This is a genomic window from Saccharopolyspora sp. 6V (assembly GCF_020176785.1).
Lineage (GTDB): Bacteria > Actinomycetota > Actinomycetes > Mycobacteriales > Pseudonocardiaceae > Saccharopolyspora_C > Saccharopolyspora_C gregorii.
The window spans coordinates 105,036-126,329 of sequence record NZ_JAIUKB010000016.1 but is presented as its reverse complement, the minus strand read 5'-3'; the positions used below and the strand labels follow the sequence as shown (position 1 = coordinate 126,329).

The window sequence follows — 21,294 nt, the reverse complement described above, 5'->3', positions numbered from 1 at the left end:
CCGGGCCGGGCCCCCAACCCCCCCCCCCCCCCCCCCACCGGTGTTGTGCCAATCAGTGCCGGCTCACGCCCCCCCCGTGGGGGCGCTCCCCGCGAACGGCCCCACACCCGGGCGTCAGCTCCCGGTGCGGCGTCCCTTCCAGGACGCGGTCCCGCTCAGCACCCGGACCGCCCCGTCCAGCAGCACCCCGCCGAACAGCGCCCCGGTGAACGGGGCCAACGGCGCCAGCTCCGGCCCCGCCCGCATGTAGCGCGCGGTGTGCGCGTGCGCGACGCCCTGCGCCACCCAGCCGATCACCCCGGCCGCGGCCAGCAGCGGTCGCCGCCGCCGGACGCCGACCCCGAGCGCGACTGGTGCGGCCAGCGACAGCGCGACCTGCCCGAGCCCGCCGCCCAGCAGGACCGGCACCGACTGCCGGGTACCGGCCACGAAGCTCTTCCGGAACGACGCCCAGCCCTGCGCGAACGGGTCCATGCCGGTGGTCGTCACGTGGTCCAGCCCGTCCACCAGCCGCGTGACACCGCCGTGGTCGCGGACCGAGGTGGCGAGCGCGACGTCCTCGTTGCGCAGCCCGGCCATCGACTCCCAGCCGCCGATCTTGTCGTAGTGCGAGCGGCGCAGCAGGATGCAGTGCCCGATGGCGAAGGCCTTGGCGCCGCGTCCATCCGGCGCGGCGTTCTCCCCGATCAGCTGCAGCCCCGGCGGCATCAGCAGCGGCCAGGCCGCCGAGCGCCGCGGCGGCGGCCCGCCCGGCGTGGAGACCAGGTCCGCGTCCACGGCGTCGGCGGTGAGCAGCAGCCTGGCCAGCAGGTCGGGGGCGAGCACCGTGTCCGCGTCGACGAACAGCAGCCACTCCCCCGCCCCGGGCGGCCCGGCCGCCTCGACGCCGACGTGCATCGCGTGCACCTTGCCCGCCCAGCCCGGCGGCGGGCCGTCCACCCGCACCACCCGGATCCGCTCGTCCGCGGCGGCGTGCGCGCGGGCGAGATCCCCGGTCCCGTCGGTGGACCCGTCGTCGACGACCACGACGCGCAGCGCCGCCGGATCACGGTCGGCGTAGGTCTGGGCGCGGATGCCGCGCAGGCAGTCGTCGATCACGGCGGCCTCGTCGCGGGCCGGGACGACGACGGTCACCGCGGCCGGGAACACGCCCGGATCCGGCGGTGCCTCGTGCAGCGGGACCAGCGCGCGGACCTGGCGCACGGTGCGGACGCTGCGGTAGCAGGCCCCCGCGACCGCTCCTCCCAGCAGGGCGGCGGCGACGGCGGATCCTCGGTGAGCCACCGGTCCAGCGTCCCACGAAACGGGCGAAACACCCGAGATCGGCAGGGCGAACACCTCGGGAACGGCACGCGGCCGGCGCTCACCCCTTGGGTTCGGCGCAGCGCTCCAGGAAGTCCGCGATCTCGGCGACCTCCCGCTTGTCGCGCCCCACGTCGCGCACCAGTTGCAGGGCCTCGGTCTCGTCGGCGTCGATCCACCAGCCGTTGACGTCGCACATCGCGACCGCGGCGACCCAGCCGAGCCGCCAGTTGCCCTCCACCAGCGGCCGGGTGCGCACCAGGGAGTCCAGCAGCGCGGCCGCCTTCAGCCACAACGTCCCGTAGGCTGGAACGCCGAGCACCTCGGCCCGCGGCCGGTACGCGGCCGAGTCGAGCAGGCCGCTGTCCCGCACCACCAGGTCACCGCGGGTGACGGCGGTGGCGAGCAGCAGCAGATCGGAAGCGTCGAGGTAGACGAGCACCGATCAATGATCGATCATGCGGGTCCGAGGTCGTCCAGCAATCCCCGGTAGTGCGGCAGCACCCGCTGCACGACTTCGCCGAGCTGCTGGTCCTTGCGCTGCCGGGCCCACCGCTCGGCGAGCGCGGCGCGCACGATCTCCTGCTTGGAGCGGCCTTCGGCGGCGGCGAGCTCCGCCAGCCGAGCGCTCTCCTCGTCGGTCAGCCGCAGCGTCATGGCCATGGACCGGATGGTATCTCGCTGGTACCACCCGGTCCAAGGTGCGCTCGGGTCACACGGCGCCGTACTCGCGGTCCCCCGCGTCGCCGAGGCCGGGGACGATGAAGCCGGACTCGTTGAGCCGCTCGTCGATGCTGGCGGTCACGACCCGCAGCGGCAGACCGGAGTCCGCCAGGTGCTGGACGCCCTCCGGGGCGGCGAGGGTGCAGATCGCGGTCACGTCGGTCGCGCCGCGCTCCACCAGCAGCCGGATGGTGTGCAGCATCGATCCGCCGGTGGCCAGCATCGGGTCCAGCACCAGCACGGGGAGGCCGGAGAGGTCCTTCGGCAGCGATTCCAGGTACGGCGTCGGCTGCAGCGTCTCCTCGTCGCGGGCGAGCCCGACGAAGCCCATCTGCGCCTCCGGGATGAGCCGGTGCGCCTGGTCGGCCATGCCGAGCCCGGCGCGCAGCACCGGCACCAGCAGCGGCGGGTTCGCCAGCCGGTAGCCGGTGGTGCGGGCCACCGGGGTGTGGATCGGCGCTTCGGCGACCTCGGCGTCGCGGGTCGCCTCGTAGATCAGCATGAGGGTGAGTTCTTGCAGCGCTGCGCGGAAAGCCGCGTTCTCGGTGCGCGCGTCGCGCATCGTCGAGAGCCTCGACTTCGCCAGCGGGTGGTCCACGACCCGTACGTCCATGGCCGAGGACAGTAACGGCCGCGACCACCGCGGGCGGCGGCGGAGACCGGCGGATGTGCGCCAGATCCCGCCCGCGCCGGTCCCCGAGGGGCGGGGAGCCGGCGCGGTCGGCGTCACGGGTGCAGGACGACCTTGGTGTAGCCCTCGATCCGCTGATCGAACTTGCGGTAGGCGTCCGGCGCCTCGGACAGCGACAGCTCGTGCGAGACCACGAAGCTCGGCGCCGCCCGTCCCGCGGTGATCATGTCGCGGAGCTGGCGGTTGTACCGCTTCACGTTGCACTGGCCGGTGCCGACGACCTGTCCCTTCTCGAACATCTTGCCGATGGCGACCAGCAGCATCCCCTGCTTGGCGTTCTCGTCCGGGCCGCCGGGGTCGGCGGGCACGTACAGGCCGGGGACGCCGAGCCGGCCGGTGGGCCGGACGGTGTGGATCAGCGAGTTGAGCACCACGGCGGGTTCCTCGGTGCCCGCGTCGGCGGTGTGCGCCTGGTAGCCGACGGCGTCCACGCCCTTGTCGGTGCCCACGCCCTCGGTCAGGTCCTTGATCTGCTCGACGGGGTCGCCCGCGCTGAAGTCGATCGGGATGGCGCCGATCTCCTCGGCCTTCGCCAGCCGCTCCGGGATCCGGTCCACGCAGAACACCCGGGAGGCGCCGCGCAGCAGCGCCGAGTAGGCGGCCATCAGGCCGACCGGCCCGGCGCCGTAGACCGCGCAGGTCTCCCCCGGCGACACCTGTGCGAGCTCGCAACCGTGGTAGCCGGTGGGGAAGATGTCGGCGAGCAGCACGTAGTCGGCTTCCTTGCTGGAGTCCGGCGGCAGCACCAGGCAGTTGAAGTCGGCGAACGGCACCCGCAGGTACTCGGCCTGCCCGCCGGTGTAGGGGCCCATCGCGACGTAGCCGTAGGCGCCGCCCGCGAAGCCGGGGTTGACCGTGAGGCAGAACGCGGTGTTCCCGGCCGTGCAGTTCGTGCAGAAGCCGCAGGCGACGTTGAACGGCATCACGACCCGGTCGCCGCGGTTCAGGCCGACGACCCCGTCCCCGACCTCGTCGACGATGCCGAGGTTCTCGTGCCCGAACACGATGCCGGGTTCGGCGGCGGTGCGGCCTTCGTACATGTGCAGGTCGGATCCGCAGATCGCGGTGGAGGTGACGCGCACGATCACGTCGTTGGGGTGCTGGACGGCGGGTCGGTCGACTTCGTCGACGGTGACTTCGAACGGTTCTCGGTAGACCACTGCCTTCATGGGGAACCACCTCCGGAGTACCGGTGTCCGGTGCGCACCGTGCCGAGGTGCGCGCTGCTTCCGGATTACCCCGCACCCCACGACCTAGCGTCCTCCTTTCGAGTAGGGAGGTTGCGATTCCGGGACGAACCGGGAATCCGCACCACCCGCACCACCCGGTTGGCTAGGTTCACCGGCGGACGTGATCGACGGCGCGAACCGGGGGTGGCGCGTGCGGCCGGACGACGAGCATCGGCAGGACCCGCTGCGGTCGCCGGCGAGGCCAACTTCACCGTCACGCTGGAGTGGGAGCCGAAGGACTCCTGAACGGCCGGTGCGGCTCTCGGAGGGATCGAGGTCGGCGCCCCGCTGACCTAGACTGCGCGGCATGGTCGAACCACTGGACGGTCCGCGCACCGGCGCGCTGCCGCCGGAACTCGCCGAGGTCACCCGGGACGAGCGGTCGCTGCGGCGGTTCCTGCACGGCCTGCCCGGCGTGGACCAGGTGGGGCTGGAGCAGCGCGCCGCGGGACTCGCCACCCGCAGCATCAAGAAGGACGCCAAGGCGTGGGCGATCGACACCGCGATCGGCATGGTGGACCTGACGACGCTGGAGGGCGCCGACACCGAGGGCAAGGTGCGGGCGCTGGCGGCGAAGGCGCGCCGGCCGGACGCCGAGCACCCGGACGTCCCGCCGGTGGCGGCCGTCTGCGTGTACCCGGACCTGGCGGCGACCGCGGTGGCGGCGCTCGCGGGTTCCGGCGTGGGCGTGGCCTCGGTGGCGACGGCGTTCCCGTCCGGCCGCTCGGCGCGGCGGGTGAAGCTGGACGAGGTGGCGCTCGCGGTGTCCGCCGGAGCGTCCGAAGTGGACATGGTGATCGACCGGGGCGCGTTCCTGTCCGGGCGCTACGGCCAGGTCTTCGAGGAGGTCCAGCAGGTGAAGGCGGCCTGCGGCGACGCGCACCTGAAGGTGATCCTGGAGACCGGCGAGCTCGCCACCTACGACAACGTGCGCCGCGCCTCCTGGCTGGCGCTGCTGGCGGGCGGCGACTTCATCAAGACCTCCACCGGCAAGGTCTCGCCCGCCGCGACGCTGCCGGTGACGACGCTGATGCTGCAGGCCGTGCGGGACTGGCGGGACCGCACCGGCGAGCCGCGCGGGGTGAAGCCGGCGGGCGGCATCCGCACCACGAAGGACGCGATGCGCTACCTGGTGGCGGTGCGCGAGGTCGCCGGGCCGGAGTGGCTGACCCCGGCGCTGTTCCGCTTCGGCGCGTCGAGCCTGCTGGGAGATCTGCTGATGCAACGACGAACGCAACGCACCGGCCACTACGCGGCCGCGCACCACGTGGCGGTGGACGCATGAGCGGCTGGGAGTACGCGCCCGCGCCGGAATCGGCGGCCGTGGCGAACCTGCACGACCGGTACCGGATGTTCGTGGACGGCGAGTTCACCGACGGCGCCGGCACCCCGCTGACCACGCTCAACCCGGCCACCGGCGAACCGCTCGCCGAGGTCGCCACCGCCGCTCAGTCCGATGTGGACACAGCGGTGCGGGCGGCGCGGCGCGCGTTCGAGCGGACCTGGGGCCCGATGCCGGGCGCCGAACGCGCGAAGTACCTGTTCCGCATCGCCCGGCTCATCCAGGAGCGCGGCCGGGAACTCGCCGTGCTGGAGACGCTGGACAACGGCAAGCCGATCAAGGAGGCCCGCGACTCCGACATCCCCACCGCCGCGGCGCACTTCTTCCACCACGCGGGCTGGGCGGACAAGCTCGGCTACGCCGGGTACGGCCCCGAGCCGCGGCCGCTGGGCGTCGCCGCCGGGGTGATCCCGTGGAACTTCCCGCTGCTGATGCTGGCGTGGAAGATCGCCCCCGCGCTGGCCTGCGGCAACACCGTGGTGCTGAAACCGGCCGAGACCACGCCGCTGTCCGCGCTGGTGTTCGGCGAGCTGTGCCAGGAGGCCGGGTTGCCGCCCGGCGTGGTGAACGTCCTGCCCGGGGCGGGTGACGTGGGCGCCCAGCTGGTCGCGCACCCGGACGTGGACAAGGTCGCGTTCACCGGTTCCACCGCGGTCGGCAAGGAGATCCAGCGGACCCTCGCCGGAACCGGGAAGAAGCTCACCCTGGAGCTCGGCGGCAAGGCCGCGAACATCGTGTTCGACGACGCGCCGCTGGACCAGGCGGTGGAGGGCGTCGTCGGCGGCATCTTCTTCAACCAGGGCCAGGTGTGCTGCGCCGGATCCCGGCTGCTGGTGCAGGAATCGATCGCCGAGGAGCTGCTCGGCAAGCTGCGCTCGCGGGTGGAGCTGCTGCGGGTCGGCGACCCGCTGGACAAGAACACCGACGTCGGCGCGATCAACTCGGCCGAGCAGCTGGCCCGCATCACCGACCTCGTCGCGGCCGGGGAGGCCGAGGGCGCGACCCGGTGGAGCAGCTCCTGCCCGCTGCCGGAGCGCGGTTTCTTCTTCTCCCCCACCGTGTTCGGCGACGTGCAGCAGTCGATGCGCGTGGCGCGGGAGGAGATCTTCGGCCCGGTGCTGTCGGTGCTGACCTTCCGCACCCCGGACGAGGCGATCGCCAAGGCGAACAACACCCCGTACGGCCTGTCCGCGGGCGTGTGGACGGAGAAGGGGTCCCGCGCGCTGTGGGCGGCGCAGCGGCTGCGCGCCGGCGTGGTGTGGGCCAACACGTTCAACCGGTTCGACCCGACCGCGCCGTTCGGCGGCTACCGGGAATCCGGGTTCGGCCGCGAGGGCGGCCGCGCCGGTCTGGAGGCATACCTTGACGTCTGAGCAGCACGAGACCGGCCGGGTCGCGGTGGCCAAGACCTGCAAGCTCTACGTCGGCGGGAAGTTCCCCCGCTCCGAGTCCGGCCGGGTGTACCCGGTGCGCGACGCGGCGGGCGCGCCGCTGGCGAACGTGGCGCACGCCTCCCGCAAGGACCTGCGGGACGCGGTCGCGGCCGCGCGCGGGGCGTTCCCCGGCTGGTCCGGGGCCACCGCCTACAACCGCGGGCAGGTGCTGTTCCGCATCGCCGAGGTGATGGAGGGCCGCCGCGCCCAGTTCGGCGCGGACGTCGCCGCCGCGGAGGGCCGCGGCGCGGACGAGGCCGCGGCGGTGGTGGACGCGGCGATCGACCGGGTGGTGTGGTTCGCGGGCTGGACGGACAAGATCGCGGGCGTGCTCGGTGCGGCGAATCCCGTCGCCGGGCCGTACTTCTCGTTCAGCGTGCCGGAGCCGAGCGGGGTCGTCGGCGTCCTCGCCCCGCAGGATTCCTCGCTGCTGGGTCTGGTCAGCGTGCTCGCGCCGGTGCTGGCGACCGGCTGCACCGCGGTCGTGGTGACCAGCGCCGAGCGCCCGCTGCCCGCGGTGACGCTGGCCGAGGTGCTGGCGACCTCCGACGTGCCGGGCGGGGCGGCGAACCTGCTGACCGGGCGGGCCGCGGAGCTCGGTCCGTGGCTGGCCGCGCACGGCGAGGTGGACGCGCTCGACCTCAGCGGCGCGGACGCGGAACTGCGCCCGGAGCTGGAGCGGGCGGCGGCGGGCACCGTGAAGCGGGTGCTGCGCGCCGGCCGGGGTGCACCGGACTGGACGGCCGCGCCCGGCCTGGAGCGGCTGCGCGCCTTCACCGAGGTCAAGACCACCTGGCACCCGGTGGGCACCTGACCGTCCGCCGCGAAGTGCGGTGCCCGCCGACCCCGCGCCCCGGACGATCGGGGGCCGGAACGATCTCGCGGACCGCGCCCGGGCGCGCGGGCGTCCAGCCCCGCGCACCCGGCCGGTGCTCCGCTCAGGCCGGGGGAACGACCCGGCCGCGCCGGATCGCGACGACCAGCACCCGGACCGCACCCGCGAGCAGCACCGCGCCGAGCGCGATCGCCGCCCAGCCCGGCAGCTCGAACAGCACGGGCCCGTCGCCGAGCAACCGGTCGACCACGTTCGTACCGGCGATGGCGAGCAGGCCGGCGACCACCGCACCGGCCAGGTACCAGCGCCTGCCGCGCAGCGCGGTCCCCGCGCGGAACGCCGCCCCGACGGCCACCACGATCAGCAGCAGCATCCACACCGCTCCGACCAGGTCGGCGAGGACGACCGGCGCGGGCCCGCGGAATCCGTCGACGAAGAACTCCAGCCCGAACAGGGTCAGCGCGGCGGTGCCGAGCGCGCCGCCGAGCACGGCGGGCCGGGACTGCTTGGCGGGGTCGCCGTCGAGCTGCGCGGCGACGCGGGCGGCGTACTCGCGCGGGGTGCCGAAGGCCTCGACCGGATCTTCACCGGATTCGGCGAGGTGCGTCTCGACCTCGGCGAGCACGTCTCCGACGCGAGCGCCGGAGATCTCGTGCATCCGCAGCGCGATCAGCAGCTCGTCCCGGTACTTCTGGGCATCCACCGTCATCATCCCGTCCCCCGTTCGATCACCGAGCTCGCGTTCTTCGCGAACTCCGTCCACTTCGGTCCCTGTTCGGCGAGCACCGCGCGCCCCTGTTCGGTGAGGGCGAAGAACTTGCGGCCGGGGCCGCTCTCCCCCGCCCGCCACTCGGTGCTCAGCAGTCCGTCGGCGGCCAGCCGGTTGAGCAGCGGGTACAGCGTTCCCGCTTTCATGTCCGGCAGTCCAGCCTCGGCGAGTCGTTGCAGCAGCAGGTACCCGTAGCCCTCCCCGTTCTCGGCGAGCAGCGCCAGGACCGCCAGGTCGAGGACGCCGCGCAGCCATTGGGTCTGCCGCGCGTCGGGCTTCTTGTCAGGCACAGCGACAAAGTAACACCAACTAGTAGGCGTTGCAAACTAGTAGGTCGGCAGCGGGCACGTCCGGGAGAGAAGAAGAACCGCCCACCCGGGGCGATCCGGATGGGCGGTGGTTCGACGAGCTGTCCGCACCGGCGGCAACCCCGCGCCCCCGACCGGAGCGCGGAGAACCGGTGGCGTCAGCGGATCTGCCAGTCCAGCCTTCCGTCCTCGGTGACCGTCGGATGGCTGTGCCCGGCGGGCGCCCCCTCGGTCAACGAGCGGTGCACGTCCGAGAGCATCGCCGAGATGCCGCGCCACTCCGGCCGTTGCACCTGACCCGCCTCCTGCTCCCACTCCAGCACGCACCCGCGCATCGGCCCGGGGCGCAGATCGACCACCAGCTCGTCGGCGAACCCGTCCCCGGCGATCGGGATCCACGCCGGGTGGTAGCTCGATCCCGGCGAACCCGCGTAGTAGTCGCACGCGGGCCGTTCCCACTGCGCCGCCCAGGTCTTGCGTTGCCCGCTCCACACCTCCCACGCGCGCTGCGCGCTGTAGGGCGTGTAGAACGGCGGCAGCACGTCGGCGAGGACGTCACCATCGGTCCCACCGCAGGTCGACCACCACTCGCGCAGCTCCTCCGGCAACCGGATCTCGAATTCCGCCTCCAGTTCGGCGAAATCCGGCGGCGGGGAGGGCGGGAGCAGGGCCGCTGCGGTCACCGGTGCGTGCTCACCCAACCAAAGCACGATTCTCGTCCACAGCTCCGTGACATCCATTCGCACCATGATCGACGGGCCCGCGGGAGGCCGGTACCGCCAACCGTGATCACGCACCCGGCTCACCTCGGACGACCTGCCGGCGGGTTCGGTTGCGAGCGCGCTCGACGTGGTCGATACGGTGGGCAGCCCGACCGGACGGCAGGCGTGCGGCGGGGAACCCGTAGGCTTCGCGGACGTCTGTTCGGCGACCGGAGGTAGGAAGATGGCGCAGGACATCGTCCCCATCGAACTGGGGCTGCCGCAAGGCGATGTGGTGACCCTGTGGGCACCGCGCTGGCGGGAGGACGGCGAGGAGTGGGAGGCGTTCCTCGGCCACGAGGAAGACCTCTACGCCTTCCCGGACGCCGCGCGACTGGCCGCGTTCGTGCGCACCGCGCGGGAGCACGACCTCGACGACCATCCGGCCTGGCACGTGGTCCCGGCGCTGTCCGCGGTCGAGCTGAACCCGGACGAGGATCACCAGTTCGACCTGGTGGGCGTGCCGGAGCTGGTCGCCGACACCCCCGACGTGTGGACGATCAACGAGCTGCACGACATCGTGGAGATCGCCCGCTCGCTGGCCGACGTGTGCGAGCTGGACACCGTGCACGAAGTCCTCGACGCCGCCGACGGCTTCAGCCTGCTCGACCAGGGCACCCTGGTGTTCACCGGCAAGGACGGCCAGAAGCGCTGGTCCGAGCTGTGCGCCGTGGTCGCCGAGCGCTGGGACGACCTGCTCGACGCCCTCGACGCCGTGGTGGCCACCCCGGAGGTGCCCGCGGACGCGGTCGCCACCGCCGAGACCGAGCTCGCCGAGGCGCTGGAGCACGACGAGGCCGAACGCGCCGAGGCCGACGACGACTCCGATGTGGACCCGGTGGACGAGGACGCCGAACCCGGGTTCTGGGGCGAGATCGGCATCGACCCGATCCGCATCACCACCGCGCAGGGCGAGTTCTACTCGCTGCGCTGCTACCTGGACGACGACCCGGTGTTCCTCGGCTCGGACGGGCGCATCGACGTGTTCGGCTCGCCGCGCGCCCTGGCCCGCTTCCTCGCCGAGGACTCCGCGCTGGAGGACAACGACCTGGCGCGGGTCGCGACCTGGCCGCAGGTGACGCAGAAGGCCACCGGCGGCGAGCTGGAGGTCGAGGTCGAGGCGGACAACGACTACGTGCTCACCGGGCTGGACGAGGACCTCGCCGCCGGTCCGTCCGAAGTGGACCCGAACCAGCTGGACCTCGCCGAGGAGCTGCTGCTGGACGCGGCGACGTGGGCCGGGGACAAGACCGTGGACGAGGCGCTGCAGCCCTCCGAGCTGCTCGGCTGGCTGGTCTCGTTCGTGCTGCGCCCGAACCCGAACCGGATGCCGCCGAGCCCGCCGTTCGACGACGAGGTCGCGGCCTGGCGCGAACTCGTGGTCCAGTTCGAGGACGAGCGCCTGCGCAAGCACTGACCGAGCACAGCGGAACGGCCCCCACCGTGCGGTGGGGGCCGTTCTCCGCTCCGCAGCTGGAGCAGGACGCCGAGGGCGGTCAGCCCAGCAGCGTGGCGTACCCCGGCTTGATCACGTCGTTGATGATCGCGAGCCGGTCGTCGAAGCCGAGGAACGACGACTTCATGGCGTTCACCGTGAACCACTGCATGTCGGTCCAGCCGTAGCCGAAGGTCTCGTGCAGCGCGGCGAACTCGCTGGACATCGTGCAGTCGCCCATCAGCCGGTTGTCGGTGTTGACCGTGACGCGGAACCGCAACCGGCTCAGCAGCCCGATCGGGTGTTCGGCCAGCGAGTCGGCGGCGCCGGTCTGCAGGTTCGACGACGGGCACATCTCCAGCGGGATGCGCCGGTCCCGCACGTACGACGCCAGCCTGCCCAGGTGCACCTCGCCGTCCTCGTCGACCTTGATGTCGTCGACGATCCGCACGCCGTGCCCGAGCCGTTCGGCGCCGCAGTGCTGGATGGCCTCCCAGATCGACGGCAGCCCGAACGCCTCACCGGCGTGGATGGTGAAGTGCGCGTTCTGCTGGCGCAGGTACTCGAAGGCGTCCAGGTTCCGGGTGGGCGGGAACCCGGCCTCCGGGCCGGCGATGTCGAAGCCCACCACTTCCGCGTCGCGGTAGCGGACCGCGAGCTCCGCGATTTCCGCCGAGCGGGCGTTCTGCCGCATCGCGCAGAGCAATGTTCCGATCCGGACAAGTTTTCCTTGCGATTCCGCACGGCGCTCGCCTTCGCGAAATCCCTCCTGCACGGATTCCACGACCTCGGGCAGGGTCAGTCCGCCTTCCTGGAACAACTCCGGGGCGTAGCGGACTTCCGCGTAGACCACCCCATCGGCGGCAAGGTCTTCGACGCATTCGGCGGCGACCCGGCGCAGTGCATCGGCCGTCTGCATGACCGCGACGGTGTGCGAGAACGTCTCCAGGTAGCGCTCCAGCGAGCCGGAATCGGCCGCTTCCCGGAACCACGCGCCGAGCGCGTCCGCGTCCTGGTGCGGCAGGCCCTCGTAACCGGCCGCGTCGGCGAGTTCGATCACCGTCCGCGGACGCAGACCGCCGTCGAGGTGGTCGTGCAGCAGGACTTTGGGGGCCAGTCGGATCGTGTCCAAGCTCACCGGTGTTGACATGGCACTACGTTACAACCCGGCCACGGTCGTCCTGAGCGGGCGGCGGCGATGCCGAAGACCACCCGAATGCACGTCGCCAGGGAAGTCACCCGGAAAGACCAAGCGCAACTCCAGCGACCTATTGACATACAGCACCGCTGGTCTGAACGGCCCAGTTCCCGGCAACCTTTCGGAGTGATGGTTCACCCGAAGCTCACTCAATGTATCCGGGGGTGGCTGGGAACGCGGGAAACGACTAGCTACGCTCCATTAGTCCTCACCCTGCCCCTCGACGAAGGACGTCCGAGCCGTGAACGAGAACATGTCCTTCGACCGCATGCGGAACATGCTCACGCGTGCGGCCGAAATCCGCGAGAGCGAGCAGCAGCAGATTTTCGACGCACTCGACGAGATCCACGCCCGGATGTCTCCGCTGGAATCGTTGGGCTCGGTTCGCAAGCGGCTGTCCGAACTCCCCGACCGCACCGAGCTCGGCGTGCTGACCGAGCGCGTCGACGAAGCCCTCACCAAGATCGACGCCCAGGACGGCGTGATCGGTGACGTCAAGGCAGCGGTGGAGGGCCTGTTCGACAAACTCGCCAAGCCCTTCGCGCAGCTCGACGGCCGCCTCGACGGCGTGTCCGGCCGCTTCGACGGCGTCGCCGGCCGGATGGACGGGTTGGAGGACAAGCTCGCGCACATCCACAAGCGCCTGGACGAGCTCGGCGGCCACCTGGACAAGCAGGACTCCCGCCTGGAAGCGCTGCCCGGTTCGGTCACCGTCCCGGTCCGCGAGCGCATCGACGGCCTGGAGACCAGCCTCCGCGGCCGGTTCGCCGAGATCGACGAGGGCGTGCACGAGCACCTCGACGGCACCCGCGAGACGCTGCAGCGCGCCGTCACCGAGACCGGCAGCGGCGTGCAGAACGCCGTCACCGAAGCCGTCACCGGTGGCCGCGACCAGCTGCAGACCGGCATCGACGCCCTCGCGCAGCGCCCCGCGGTGGACCCGACGGACAAGCTCGACAAGCTCGCCGAGCGCCTCGAACAGCTCACCGAGCGGCTGGACCGCGTCTCCGGGCGGCTGGACAACGTCGAGGACAACGTGCACACCCGCATCGAAGCGGTCGAGCAGGGCGTCAGCACCCGGCTGGACACGGTCGAAGAGGGCGTCAAGACCGGGCTCGGCGAGCTCGGCGGCACGCTGGCGCAGAACCTGTCGCAGATCAGCGGCACCCTCGCGTCCCGCCCGGACTCCGACGCGGTGAACTCGATGGTGCGCGAGGCCAGCGAGGAGACCGAGCGCAAGCACGCCGGCCAGCTCGACGAGGCCATGGCCACGTTCGCCGAGCTGATCCTCGGCGGCAGCGGCCCGTCCAGCCCGCCGCCGCCCACCACGCTGCCCCGCCAGCAGCGCGGCCGCGGTCGCTCGAAGAGCGCCAAGCGCGACGGCGACACCAAGGCGCTGGGCTCCGACGACTCCTCCGACGAGGGTTACGCCGCCGAGAGCGCCTGATCTCGCAGCACGACTGATCTCCGCAGCAGCACAGGGCCGCGGTTCCTCCGGGAGCCGCCCCCCTGCCGCGTTCCCGCACCGGGTGCGCGGCCCGCTCGCCCGCGTCGATCGGGTGGGAGGGCCGTTCGCCCGGGCGGTCAGGGCCGGATCGTGTCGATGATCAGATCGGCCGGGGCGTGCGCGGCGGCGACGGTGATCGCGCCGGTCAGCGCCTCGCGGGCGGCGGGGATCCGGTCGGGTTCGTCGGTGTGCAGCTCCAGCAGCGGGGCGCCCGCGGTGACCCGGTCACCGGGCTTGGCGAGGCAGCGGACGCCCGCGGCGTGCCGCACCGGGTCCTCCTTGCGGGCCCGCCCGGCACCGAGCCGCCACGCCGCCAGGCCGACCGCGTAGGCGTCCAACGTGGACAGCACGCCGTCCTCCGGTGCGGGGATGGTCTCCACGTGGGCGGCGCGCGGCAGCGAGGCGTCCGGGTCGCCGCCCTGCGCGCCGATCATCGTGCGCCACGCGTCGTAGGCCTTCCCCGAAGCCAGCACCTCGGCCGGGTCCACATCGGACAGACCGGCGTGCGCGAGCATCTCGCGCGCCAGGGCCAGCGTGAGCTCGACGACGTCGGTGGGCCCGCCGCCCTGCAGCACCTCGACGGACTCCGCGACCTCCAGCGCGTTGCCGACGGCGACGCCCAGCGGCACCGACATGTCGGTGAGCAGCGCGCTGGCGCGCACCCCGTGCGCGGTGCCGATGGACACCAGCTCGTCGGCGAGGGCGCGGGCCTGCCGCTGGTCCTTCATGAACGCGCCGGACCCGCACTTCACGTCCAGCACCAGCGATCCGGCGCCTTCGGCGATCTTCTTGCTCATGATGGAGCTGGCGATCAGCGGGATGGATTCGACGGTGCCGGTGACGTCGCGCAGCGCGTACAGCTTGCGGTCGGCGGGCGCGATGCCCTCGGTCGCGGCGCACACCACGGCACCGATCTCACCGAGCTGCGCGCGGATCTCGGCGGCGGTGAGCCCGGCCCGCCAGCCCGGGATCGATTCCAGCTTGTCGAGCGTGCCGCCGGTGTGCCCGAGGCCGCGTCCGGACAGCTGCGGCACCGCCGCGCCGCAGGCCGCGACGAGCGGGGTGAGCGGCAGCGTGATCTTGTCGCCGACGCCGCCGGTGGAGTGCTTGTCCACGGTGGGCCGGGGCAGGCCGCCGAGGTCCAGCCGTTCCCCGGACGCGATCATCGCCGCGGTCCAGCGGGCGATCTCGGCGCGGTCCATGCCGCGCAGCAGGATCGCCATGGCCAGCGCGGACATCTGCTCGTCGGCGACCGCGCCCCGGGTGTAGGCGTCCACCACCCAGTCGATCTGCTCGTCGGCGAGCCGCCCGCCGTCCCGCTTCGCCCGGATCACGTCGACCACCGAGTGCGCCATGCCATTCCCCTCCACCGAGCCCGACCCGCTGCCGAGCGCCATCCCGATCAGATCACTTCCCCACCCCCCGCGACACCGAAGAACCCCCGGCCCGTTCCTGTCAGCGGCGAAGCCGCTGAGCGGCGACCACCCGAGCAACCGGCACCGCCGCGGGTTCTCAGCGGTTTCCTCGCGAGGACAGCGATTTCTCCTGTGGCGGAGCCACCGGTGAAATCGATCCCGCAGCGAGGAAGCCGCTGAGGTTCCGCCACCCACCCCGCCCAGCAAGACGACCCGGGAGGCCTTTCACAGCTCGAAGGCGTCCGGGAGGACTTGTCTCATGGGGAGCACACCGCGCGGCGTGTCCACCAGGCAGTCCGGGCCGCCGAGTTCCTGCAGCAGCTGGCGGCACCGCCCGCACGGCATCAGCAGTTCGCCCTCGCCGCTGCGGCAGGCGACGGCGACGAACCGGCCGCCGCCGGTGAGCCGCAGCTGCCCGGCCATCGTGCACTCGGCGCACAGCGTCAGCCCGTAGGACGTGTTCTCCACGTTGCAGCCGACGACGAGCCGCCCGTCGTCGCAGATCGCGGCCGCACCGACCTGGAGCTTCGAGTAGGGGCAGTACGCCTTCGCCGCGACCTCGACCGCCGCGGCCCGCAGGGCCTCCCAGTTGATGGTGTCCACATCCGCTCCCGAGCTGGTTCCGATCTTCCCGACGACCTTCGCACGTGCGCCGCGGGAATGCTGCCGCCGTGCGGACCGGCCCCGGGCGCGGTGCCCGGGACCGGTCGGCGGACGCGCGGTCAGTCCTCGCCGCGGCGGTACGGGACGCCGATCGCGGCGGGTGGCCGCAGGTGCTGCGCGGCCGCCGCGAGCACCACGAGGGTGACCAGGTGCGGGGTGTAGGCGGTCAGCTCCTCCGGCAGTTCGTCGGTGTACCAGTACACCGAGTACGTGACGGCGGCGCTCACCGCGGCGGTGCCCGCGCCGAACCACCGGCGCCGGTACACCTGCACGGCCGCGACGACCAGCAGCACCAGCGTGGCCGCGTAGAACAGCGCGTGCACCGTGGTCTCGCCGCTGCGCAGCTGGAGCCCGTCGGAGTAGCCGAACAGCGCCGCCCCGCCGAGCAGCCCGCCCGGCCGCCAGTTCCCGAAGATCATCGCCGCGAGTCCGATGTAGCCGCGGTTGTTGGTCTGGTTCTCCAGGTATCCGGCCTGCCCGGGGTTGAGGATGAGCGCGGCCCCGCCGAGCCCGGCCAGCGCCCCGGAGACGATCACCGCGAGGTACTTGTACCGCTGCACCGGCACGCCCAGCGAGGCGGCGGCGACCGGGTTCTCCCCGCAGGACCGCAGCCGCAGCCCGAACGGCGAGCGCCACAGCACCAGGTAGCTGACCGGCACCAGCAGGTACGCGAGCATGGTCAGCGGCGACACCCCGGTGACGAGCCCGCCGATGATGCCGGCCGCGTCGGAGATCCCCACCCGCTGCAGGGATTCCAGCGAGCGCAACCATTCCCCGAAGGGGTAGGCCGAGTAGGTGTCGAACTTCGGCACCGGCGGTGATTCCCGCGGGTTCTGCGAGATCGGCTCGAACACGAGGCTCGCCAGGTACTGGGTGACGCCGAGCCCGAGCAGGTTGACGGCGACGCCGGAGACGATGTGGTTCACCCCGAAGCTCACGGTCGCCACGGCGTGCACGAGGCCGCCGACGGCGCCGAACGCGGCCGCGGCGACGAGCCCCGCGACGGGCCCCCACTGGTACCCGGCCCAGGCTCCGCCCCAGGTGCCGAGGACCATCATGCCCTCCAGCCCGATGTTGATCACACCGGCGCGTTCGGCCCACAGCCCGCCGAGCCCGGCGAGCAGGATGGGCACGCCGAGGCGCACCGCGGACTGCACGGTGCCGGAGGCGGTCAGCTCCGGCAGCCCGGTCGCGTACGAGGTGAAGGACACCGCGACGACCGCGACGGCGACCCACAGCATCGCGCGGCCCCAGCCCGGCATCGGGCGCCGCCGCGCCACCGGCGGGGCGATGTCGGGGGTGAGCGTGGCGGTCATACCGCACCTCCGGACAGGACCTGGCCGACGCGGCGCTGCTCGGCGTCGAGCCTGCGGCGGCGCACCAGTTCGTAGGCGACGACGACCGACAGCACGATCGTGCCCTGCAAGATGATCACGATCTCCTTCGGTACGCCGATGTTGTCCAGCGTCAGCGAGCTCTTGTCCAGGAAGGACCACAGCAGCGCGCCGAACGCGACCCCCACCGGGTGGTTGCGCCCGAGCAGCGCGATGGCCAGCCCGGCGAAGCCGTAGCCGGTGGGGAAGGTGATGGTGAACGTGTGGTCGCGGCCGAGGATCTCCGGCAGCCCGGCGAGGCCCGCGACGGCACCGGAGAGCAGCATCGCGCCCAGCACCATCTTCTTCGAGCTCACCCCGCCCGCCAGCGCCGCGGTCGGCGACAGCCCGGTGGCGCGCAGCTCGAACCCGAACCGGGTGCGGCCGAGCAGCACCCAGTAACCGACGCCGACCGCGACGGCCAGCAGCACCAGCCCGAACACGGTTCCGGCCGAGCCGAGTGGAATTCCCGGCACCTGCCCGGATTCGCCGATGAGCGCGGTGCCCTGGGTGTTGCCGCGCAGCTCGCCGAACTGCTTGACGAGGAACGCGATCACGCCGCCCGCCAGCACGTTCAGCATGATCGTGGAGATCACCTCGGACACGCCGCGGTAGACCTTCAACAGCGCGGCGATGCCGGCCCACGCGGCACCGGTGGCCGCGCCGACGACGACCACCACGAGCGCGTGCACCCCGAACGGCAGGCTCAGCGAGCCGCCGACGATGGCCGCCACGCACGCCGCGAGCCGGTACTGGCCCTCGACACCGATGTTGAGCAGGTTCATCTGGAACCCGACGGCGGCGGCCAGCGCCACCAGGTAGTAGGCGGCCGCGGTGTTGACGATGTCCACGGCCGTGGTGCCGCGACCCACCTGGGTGATCATCTCGCCGAGCGCCGCGATCGGGTTCGCCCCGGACAGCAGCAGCACCAGGCCGCACAGCACCGCCGCGAACGCGATCGCCAGCACCGGCGGCAGCAGGGTCGAGCGCTTCTCCCCCATCAGTCCGCACCTCCCCCGGTCGTCCCGGTCATGGCCGCGCCGAGCCGTTCTGGCGTGACGGTGCGCGGATCGGCTTCGGCGACGAGCGCGCCGCGGAACAGCACCCGGATCGTGTCGGACAGCCCGATCAGCTCGTCGAGGTCCGCGGAGATCAGCAGCACCGCGAGCCCGGCGGCCCTGGCGGTGCGCAGGTGCGCCCAGATCCCGGCCTGGGCGCCCACGTCCACGCCCCGGGTTGGGTGCGCGGCGATGAGCAGCTTCGGGTCGCCGGAGAGCTCGCGGCCGACGACGAGCTTCTGCTGGTTGCCGCCGGAGAGCGCGACCGCGTCCACGTCGATGCCGGGGGTGCGCACGTCGAACTCGGCGACGATGCGCTCGGTGTCGGCGCGCGCGCCCGCCCGGTCCAGCCACGGCCCGCGCGCGGCGGGGCGGCGGGTCTGGTGGCCGAGGATCCGGTTGAACCACAGCGATTCGTCCAGCAGCAGGCCGTGCCGGTGCCGGTCCTCGGGCACGTAGCCGATGCCCGCGGCGCGGCGGCGCAGCGTGGACAGCCGGGTCAGGTCGGTGTCGCCGAGCCGGATGCCGCCCGCGCTGATCGGCCGCATCCCGAGCACGGCTTCGACGAGTTCGGTCTGCCCGTTGCCCTCGACGCCCGCGATGCCGACGACCTCGCCCGCGCGCACCACGAGGTCGACGTCGTCCAGCACCGCCCGCTCACCGTCCACCGCGGACAGCCCGGTGATGGTGAGCACCGGGCGGTCGGTGACGGTGGAGTCGCCGGTGGACGGGTCGGGCAGTTCGCTGCCGACCATCAGCTCGGCCAGCTCGCGGGTGCTCACCTCGGCGGCGGGCACGGTGCCCACGGTGGTGCCGCGGCGCAGCACGGTGACCGCGTCGGCGATGGCCAGCACCTCGTCCAGCTTGTGCGAGATGAACAGGAACGTGAAGCCGCGCTCCCGCATGGCGCGCAGCGTGGTGAACAGCTCCTCGACCTCCTGCGGCACCAGCACCGCGGTCGGCTCGTCGAGGATGATCGTGCGGGCGCCGCGGTAGAGGACCTTGAGGATCTCCACCCGCTGCCGGTCGGCGACCCCGAGCCGCTCCACGAGCTCGTCGGGCCGCACCGCGAACCCGGCCTGCGCGGCGAGTTCGACGACGCGGCGCCGGGCCCGGGCGCCGATGCCGTGCTCGCCCTCGGCGCCGAGCACCACGTTCTCCAGCACGGTGAGGTTGTCGGCGAGCATGAAGTGCTGGTGCACCATGCCGACGCCGTGCCGGATCGCGTCGGCGGGGGTGCGCAGCCGCACCCGCTCGCCGCCGAGCTCCACGGTGCCCTCGTCCGGCGACTGCATGCCGTAGAGGATCTTCATCAGGGTGGACTTGCCCGCCCCGTTCTCCCCGCACAGCGCGTGCACCTCGCCGGCGCGCACGGTCAGGTGCACGTCGGAGTTGGCTACGACGCCGGGGAACGACTTGGTGATGCCGCGCAGCGCCACGGCGGGCGGCCCCTGTTCGGGGGTGCCGGGCGCGGCAGGGTGCGGACCGGGATCGTCCGGTCTGGTGGTGCTCATCTGACTCCGTCTCCGGGGCCGCGCGCCGTCGCGCGGCGGGATCTCCGGGCCGCGCTGCTGCGCGGTGGGCTGCTTCGGTTCCGCGCCGGCGCGCGGTGGCGGTGCTCGGTTCCGCGCGGGCGCGGTGCTGCTCGGTTCCACGCGCTCCGCTTCCGCGCGGGCGCGCTGGTGTCCCGGTTCCGCGCTGCTGCGCGGGCGGGCGTGCGCGGGGCCGCACGAGCTCGGGAACTCGGGCCCCCCGCCGCGCGGTCACGGGGTGGGGCTGACCTGGATGTCGCCGCGGGAGATCGCGGCCTTGTAGGCGTCGGCGACCTCGGTGAGGTCGTCCACCTTCCCCCCGGAGGTGGAGTAGGTGACCGCGTCCATCGACAGGTCGAACTTCGGCGGCACCGCGGACAGGTCGCCGCGCGCGACGGCCGCCAGGTAGTCGAACACGGCCAGGTCGATCCGCTTCAGCATCGAGGTGATGATCACGTCCTTGTACTGCGCCACGTTCGGCTGCGCGTACTGGTCGGAGTCGACGCCGATGGCCATCGCGTCCGCCCCGGCCGCCGCCGCGAACACGCCCTTCCCGGAGGCGCCCGCCGCGTGGTAGACGACGTCGGCGCCGGCGTCGAGCTGGCCCCGGGTCACCTCGGAACCCTTGTTCGGGTCCTGGAAACCGGAGAAGTCGCCGGCCGGGGTGAGGTAGTCGGTCTGGATCCGCACGTCCGGCGCGGCGGCCTTCGCGCCCTGCTCGAAACCGGCCTGGAACTTCTGGATCAGCGGCGTCTCCACTCCGCCGACGAAACCGATGCTGCAGGTCCGCGACTTGTGCGCGGCGATCACACCGACCAGGAACGAGCCCTGCTCCTCGGCGAACACCAGCGAGGTGACGTTCGGGACGCCGTCGATCTCCTCGTCGATCAGCGCGAACTTCGTGCCCGGGAACTCGGGGGCCACCACCTTCACCGAGTCCGCGTAGGCGTAGCCGACGGCGATGACCGGGTTGAAGCCCTCGCGGGCCAGCTGGCGCAGCCGGGTCTGCTTGGCGTCCTCCGGTTCACCGGCGGCGGCGTCGAGCTCCTTGGTCTCCGCGAGCCCCATCTCGGACTTCGCCCGCTCCAGCCCGGCGACGGTGGAGTCGTTGAACGACGCGTCGCCGCGGCCGCCGATGTCGAACGCCAGCCCCACCCGCAGCCGGCTCGCGTCGGGGGCGGGCGCGTCGGCGCGCTTCGACGTGGTGGCGGGTCCGGTCACCGCCGGTGCCTGCTCGGTGCGGCACGGCTGCCCTTCGACGGCGCCCCCGCCGCCGCGGGCGTCCTTGGCGCAGCCCGACAGCGCCAGCACCCCCGCCAGCGCCACCGCGGTCAACGCGGCGCCGGGGCGCCGCCACCCCCGCCCGGATTCCCCTGCCGGGCCGGCCGTTCGCCGCATCGCCATTCCCCTTTCGAAAAACCGCCGCACAGCTCCGCGCCCCGGTGACCGCTCCGGATCGGAGCGAATCGCGGGGCGCGGACCGCGGCCCGCTCCCTTCGCGGGAAAATGCGGGCCGATGCGCACGCACGTCCGGTGACGTGGCTCTCGAAATTAAGGCTTGACCCTGCTGCTTGGGCATTGCGCGGGTGTCACGAGTTGATTTCTACATCGATCCACCAGGTAGGGGCCCCTGTCTGGTCGATCACACAGAGCACAGGCGAGTAGGCCGCGCGGATGGTGCAGGTCTAGCATCCGAGAAGTCCAGGCCTTGTTCAGGTGG

The 21,294-nt window shown here is 72.7% G+C and carries 20 protein-coding genes; 5 read left to right on the top strand and 15 right to left on the bottom strand.

All coding sequences use genetic code 11. From position 1 onward, the window contains the following. Positions 1 to 114: 114 nt before the first annotated feature. The 5 genes from LCD35_RS04015 to LCD35_RS03995 form a co-directional block, all read right to left on the bottom strand. A complete protein-coding gene (locus LCD35_RS04015) occupies positions 115 to 1,284 on the bottom strand; it encodes a glycosyltransferase family 2 protein (RefSeq protein WP_224955915.1) in 1,170 nt (389 codons plus the stop codon). 79 nt (positions 1,285 to 1,363) lie between these two features. Continuing rightward, positions 1,364 to 1,744: a type II toxin-antitoxin system death-on-curing family toxin gene (locus LCD35_RS04010; protein ID WP_224955916.1), complete on the bottom strand. Its 381-nt coding sequence runs from the start codon at positions 1,742 to 1,744 to the stop codon at positions 1,364 to 1,366. A 14-nt stretch (positions 1,745 to 1,758) separates the two neighbouring features. Then, the gene (locus tag LCD35_RS04005; RefSeq protein WP_224955917.1) at positions 1,759 to 1,965 is read right to left on the bottom strand and encodes a type II toxin-antitoxin system VapB family antitoxin; all 207 of its coding nucleotides are present in this window, start codon (positions 1,963 to 1,965) and stop codon (positions 1,759 to 1,761) included. Positions 1,966 to 2,014: 49 nt separating this feature from the next. Continuing rightward, on the bottom strand, positions 2,015 to 2,638 hold the full coding sequence (upp, locus tag LCD35_RS04000; protein ID WP_224955918.1) for a uracil phosphoribosyltransferase: 624 nt from the start codon (positions 2,636 to 2,638) through the stop codon (positions 2,015 to 2,017). 113 nt (positions 2,639 to 2,751) lie between these two features. Next, positions 2,752 to 3,885 (bottom strand): glutathione-independent formaldehyde dehydrogenase, encoded by a 1,134-nt coding sequence (locus LCD35_RS03995; RefSeq protein WP_224965980.1) that lies wholly within the window; start codon positions 3,883 to 3,885, stop codon positions 2,752 to 2,754. Positions 3,886 to 4,252: 367 nt separating this feature from the next. Between LCD35_RS03995 and deoC the strand changes: the two genes are divergently transcribed. From deoC to LCD35_RS03980, 3 genes are read left to right on the top strand one after another with little or no spacing between them, the layout of a single operon-like run. After that, complete coding sequence (gene deoC, locus LCD35_RS03990; RefSeq protein ID WP_225043719.1) at positions 4,253 to 5,230, top strand: deoxyribose-phosphate aldolase; 978 nt, start codon at positions 4,253 to 4,255, stop codon at positions 5,228 to 5,230. After that, the gene (locus LCD35_RS03985; protein WP_225043718.1) at positions 5,227 to 6,660 is read left to right on the top strand and encodes an aldehyde dehydrogenase family protein; all 1,434 of its coding nucleotides are present in this window, start codon (positions 5,227 to 5,229) and stop codon (positions 6,658 to 6,660) included. The genes deoC and LCD35_RS03985 overlap by 4 nt, the downstream gene beginning before the upstream one ends. Then, positions 6,650 to 7,534: an aldehyde dehydrogenase family protein gene (locus tag LCD35_RS03980; protein ID WP_224965982.1), complete on the top strand. Its 885-nt coding sequence runs from the start codon at positions 6,650 to 6,652 to the stop codon at positions 7,532 to 7,534. Before LCD35_RS03985 ends, LCD35_RS03980 begins: the two co-directional genes overlap by 11 nt. A 124-nt stretch (positions 7,535 to 7,658) precedes the next feature. On the opposite strand, the gene LCD35_RS03975 is transcribed toward LCD35_RS03980, so the two are convergent. The 3 genes from LCD35_RS03975 to LCD35_RS03965 all read right to left on the bottom strand — a co-directional run bounded on the left by LCD35_RS03975 (position 7,659) and on the right by LCD35_RS03965 (position 9,315). Further along, positions 7,659 to 8,264, bottom strand: a complete 606-nt coding sequence (locus LCD35_RS03975) for a hypothetical protein (RefSeq protein WP_224955923.1) — start codon at positions 8,262 to 8,264, stop codon at positions 7,659 to 7,661. Beyond that, complete coding sequence (locus tag LCD35_RS03970) at positions 8,264 to 8,614, bottom strand: PadR family transcriptional regulator (RefSeq protein WP_224955924.1); 351 nt, start codon at positions 8,612 to 8,614, stop codon at positions 8,264 to 8,266. The genes LCD35_RS03975 and LCD35_RS03970 overlap by 1 nt, the downstream gene beginning before the upstream one ends. Positions 8,615 to 8,790: 176 nt before the next feature. Further along, positions 8,791 to 9,315: an SMI1/KNR4 family protein gene (locus tag LCD35_RS03965; RefSeq protein ID WP_224955925.1), complete on the bottom strand. Its 525-nt coding sequence runs from the start codon at positions 9,313 to 9,315 to the stop codon at positions 8,791 to 8,793. 262 nt (positions 9,316 to 9,577) lie between these two features. Between LCD35_RS03965 and LCD35_RS03960 the strand changes: the two genes are divergently transcribed. Further along, positions 9,578 to 10,810, top strand: coding sequence for a primosomal protein (locus LCD35_RS03960; RefSeq protein ID WP_224955926.1), 1,233 nt, complete (start codon positions 9,578 to 9,580; stop codon positions 10,808 to 10,810). Between the two features lie 79 nt (positions 10,811 to 10,889). Here the strand turns inward: LCD35_RS03960 and LCD35_RS03955 are convergent, their stop codons facing one another. Then, positions 10,890 to 11,978: an adenosine deaminase gene (locus tag LCD35_RS03955; protein WP_224955927.1), complete on the bottom strand. Its 1,089-nt coding sequence runs from the start codon at positions 11,976 to 11,978 to the stop codon at positions 10,890 to 10,892. A gap of 289 nt (positions 11,979 to 12,267) precedes the next feature. On the opposite strand from LCD35_RS03955, the gene LCD35_RS03950 reads away from it, so the two are divergent. Continuing rightward, the gene (locus LCD35_RS03950; RefSeq protein ID WP_224955928.1) at positions 12,268 to 13,473 is read left to right on the top strand and encodes an apolipoprotein A1/A4/E family protein; all 1,206 of its coding nucleotides are present in this window, start codon (positions 12,268 to 12,270) and stop codon (positions 13,471 to 13,473) included. Positions 13,474 to 13,610: 137 nt separating this feature from the next. Here LCD35_RS03950 and LCD35_RS03945 read toward each other — a convergent pair whose 3' ends face one another. From LCD35_RS03945 to LCD35_RS03920, 6 genes are all read right to left on the bottom strand, one after another. Beyond that, positions 13,611 to 14,888, bottom strand: a complete 1,278-nt coding sequence (locus LCD35_RS03945) for a thymidine phosphorylase (protein WP_225043717.1) — start codon at positions 14,886 to 14,888, stop codon at positions 13,611 to 13,613. 285 nt (positions 14,889 to 15,173) lie between these two features. Continuing rightward, on the bottom strand, positions 15,174 to 15,551 hold the full coding sequence (locus LCD35_RS03940; RefSeq protein ID WP_224955930.1) for a cytidine deaminase: 378 nt from the start codon (positions 15,549 to 15,551) through the stop codon (positions 15,174 to 15,176). A 119-nt stretch (positions 15,552 to 15,670) separates the two neighbouring features. Further along, positions 15,671 to 16,927 carry an ABC transporter permease gene (locus LCD35_RS03935; RefSeq protein ID WP_224965985.1) on the bottom strand — a complete coding sequence of 419 codons (1,257 nt, stop codon included), beginning with the start codon at positions 16,925 to 16,927 and terminating at the stop codon, positions 15,671 to 15,673. Beyond that, positions 16,924 to 17,985, bottom strand: coding sequence for an ABC transporter permease (locus LCD35_RS03930; protein ID WP_224955932.1), 1,062 nt, complete (start codon positions 17,983 to 17,985; stop codon positions 16,924 to 16,926). Before LCD35_RS03930 ends, LCD35_RS03935 begins: the two co-directional genes overlap by 4 nt. After that, positions 17,985 to 19,556: an ABC transporter ATP-binding protein gene (locus tag LCD35_RS03925; RefSeq protein WP_224955933.1), complete on the bottom strand. Its 1,572-nt coding sequence runs from the start codon at positions 19,554 to 19,556 to the stop codon at positions 17,985 to 17,987. Before LCD35_RS03925 ends, LCD35_RS03930 begins: the two co-directional genes overlap by 1 nt. Positions 19,557 to 19,805: 249 nt before the next feature. After that, positions 19,806 to 20,972, bottom strand: a complete 1,167-nt coding sequence (locus LCD35_RS03920) for a BMP family protein (RefSeq protein ID WP_225043716.1) — start codon at positions 20,970 to 20,972, stop codon at positions 19,806 to 19,808. Between the last annotated feature and the right edge of the window lie 322 nt (positions 20,973 to 21,294).